Below are 2,909 nucleotides of genomic sequence, written 5' to 3'. Positions count from 1 at the left end.
CCGCGCGCGCACGAAAGGAATGGGACAGGGGGCGCTGGCCAGGGTCTTTTCGACGCAAGGGGTGCTAAAGCGACATGACAACAACCGACATCCAGACACCCGTCCCCTACCGGGAGGTGACGGACGCCAACGGCCGCATGTACCGGCTCGGCGAGACCGACGTCGACATCATGGGCCGCAAACGCAAGTGGATGGTCATCCTGCCGTGGGTGGGCATGATGGGCATCAGCTCGGCCGAGTACGCGTTCGCCTCTGCCGAGGACACCCTGCACACCGCGCATTCCTGGAGCAGCCTGCACATCTTCTGGATGCTGGGCGTCTGGGTCTTCTTCCAGGCCGCGGTGGCCTTCCCGGCGGGCAAGCTCCGCGAGAGCGGGAAGCTCCCGGCCCGCTGGGCGATGATGCTCGGCGCGGTCGGCACGCTGCTTGGTTATCTGTCCCTGGCGTTCGCGCCGCATGTGGTGGTCGCCTACATCGGCTTCGGCATGTTCAGCGGCATGGGCGCCGGCATGGTGTACGCGACCTGCGTGAACATGGTCGGCAAGTGGTATCCGGAACGCAAGGGAGGCAAGACCGGGTTCGTCAACGGCGGATTCGCCTATGGCTCGGTGCCGTTCGTCTTCATCTTCACCGGTTACATGGACCTGACGAACTTCCGCTGGGTACTGGTGTCCGTCGGCCTCTTCCTGGCGGCGATGGTCGCCGTGGCGGGCTACTTCTTCCAGGACCCGCCGAAGAACTGGTGGCCCGCGGACGTGGACCCGCTGCGTCCGCCGGACGACCCACGGGCCCGCCGGGCCCTGAAGATGAACCCGCCCGCCGTGCGGCAGTACACACCCCGGGAGGCCTGGCAGACCGGGCGCGTGGCACTGATGTGGTTCTGCCTGCTGTGCACCTCGGGCGTGAACATCTTCGGCATCGCGTTCCAGGTGGACATCGGGGAGGAAGCCGGATTCGCCGGCGGGATCGTCGCCACCGCCATGTCCCTGAAGGCCATCGTCAACGGCACCGGCCGAGGAGTCATCGGCTGGCTCTCGGACCGCTACGGACGCAAACGGTGCCTGATCTTCGTCTGCATCGTCCTCGGCCTTTCGCAGTACGGCATCTTGTGGTCCGCGGACATCAAGAGTCTCCCGCTGTTCCTGGTCTTCTCCAGCATCTCCGGATTCGGCGGAGGCGCCATCTTCCCGATGTTCGCGGCCATGACGGCCGACTACTTCGGAGAGAACAACAACGCCTCCAACTATGGCCTGGTCTACAGCTCCAAGCTGGTCTCCGGGCTTCTCGGCTCCGGCATGGGTTCCCTGGTCGTTAGCCACTGGGGTCACACGGGGGCGTTCACCCTGGCCGGGTCCATCTCCCTGTTCGCCGGCTTCATCGCGCTCTTCCTGTCCCAGCCGGGCAGGCCCCATCCCAAGAAGATCGACCCCAATCCGCAACCTCTCGGTGAGGAGATGGCCTGATATGACGGCGGAGCCCATCGCCGCGAAAAACGCGCCGGGCATCCCGGGCAGCACTGACGCGTCGTACCAAGAAGTCACGGACGAACGCGGGCGCGTGTACCGCGTCGGCGAGAGCGACCGGGAGATCCTCGGCCGACCGCGCTGGACGATGGTGGTGCTCCCCTGGGTGGCCATGCTCGCCATCAGCGTCTTCGAGTACGCCTACGGAGCGGCGGAGGACACCCTCTCCGCGGCCCACCACTGGACCTCGTCGAACACCTTCTGGGTGCTCAGCGTCTGGATCTTCTTCCAGGCCGCCGTCTCCTTCCCGGCCGGGAAACTGCGCGAGAAGGGCATCTTGACCAGCAGGGCGGCGATGCTGACGGGCTCCGTCCTCTCCCTCCTGGGCTTCGTCAGCCTCAGCCACGCGCCGAACGTGGCGGCGGCCATGGCGGGCTTCGGCTTCCTGGGCGGCGTCGGCTCCGGGCTGATCTACTCGACCTGCGTGAACATGGTCGGCAAGTGGTATCCGGAACGGCGCGGCGGCAAGACGGGCTTCGTCAACGGCGGATTCGCCTACGGTGCCGTGCCGTTCATCTTCCTGTTCTCCTACGGCTTCGACACCTCGAACTACCGGACCGTCCTCGACCTGGTCGGCTTCTACGTACTCGCCGTGACCCTGGTGGCGGGGCTCTTCTTCAAGGACCCGCCGAAGAACTGGTGGCCGTCGGGCGTCGACCCGCTGCGGCGGGACGGCGACAGGCGTACGTCCATCGCGCTGGCCAAGAACCCGCCGGCGGTACGGCAGTTCACTCCTGGAGAAGCCCTGCGGACCGGAGTCGTCCCGCTGATGTGGGTGTGCATGCTGTGCTGCGCGGGCGTCTCGATCTTCGGGATCTCCTTCCAGGTGCCGTTCGCGAAGGAGATGGGCTTCGGTCCGCTCATCGCGGCGTCGTCGATGGGTGTGATGTCGGTGATCAACGGCACGGGGCGGGGCGTCGTCGGCTGGCTCTCGGACCGGCTCGGCAGGCAGCCGACCCTGACCTACGTCTGTCTGGTGCTCGCGGTGGCGCAGTTCGGGGTGCTGTGGGCGGGCGAGATGCGCAACCAGCCGCTGTTCCTGGTCTTCGCGTTCCTGTCCGGCTTCGCGGGCGGTGCCTTCTATCCGCTGTTCGCGGCCCTCGTACCGGACTACTTCGGAGAGAACAACAACGCCTCCAACTACGGCATGGTCTACAGCGCCAAGCTCGTCAGCGGTCTCTTCGGCGGCGGGATGGGCGCGATGGTCGTGGCCTCGTGGGGATACGTCGGCGCCTATACGACAGCCGGTGTGGTGTCCCTTGTCGCGGCGGGGCTCTCCTTGTTGCTGCGCCAGCCGGGGCACGCGCGCGTGGCTACGGTTTAGAACTTGGGGTGACGCTCCAATACGCGTCGCACGGCTCAGCGGCCGGCCCGTGCACCTGGTGC

General features: G+C 66.6%; 2 protein-coding genes. Both read left to right on the top strand.

Translation table 11 applies throughout. The features are described 5' to 3' along the window. Positions 1-74 precede the first annotated feature (74 nt). On the top strand, positions 75-1,463 hold the full coding sequence (locus ACFWY6_RS39680) for an OFA family MFS transporter (protein ID WP_384701027.1): 1,389 nt from the start codon (positions 75-77) through the stop codon (positions 1,461-1,463). Between the two features lies 1 nt (position 1,464). Then, on the top strand, positions 1,465-2,847 hold the full coding sequence (locus ACFWY6_RS39675; protein WP_384701024.1) for an OFA family MFS transporter: 1,383 nt from the start codon (positions 1,465-1,467) through the stop codon (positions 2,845-2,847). Positions 2,848-2,909 lie beyond the last annotated feature (62 nt).

Origin of the sequence: Streptomyces sp. NPDC059037, from assembly GCF_042740015.1 — a bacterium.
Classification (GTDB): Bacteria; Actinomycetota; Actinomycetes; order Streptomycetales; family Streptomycetaceae; genus Streptomyces.
The sequence above is the reverse complement of the archived record's forward strand: the minus strand, read 5'-3'. Positions and strand labels throughout refer to the sequence as shown.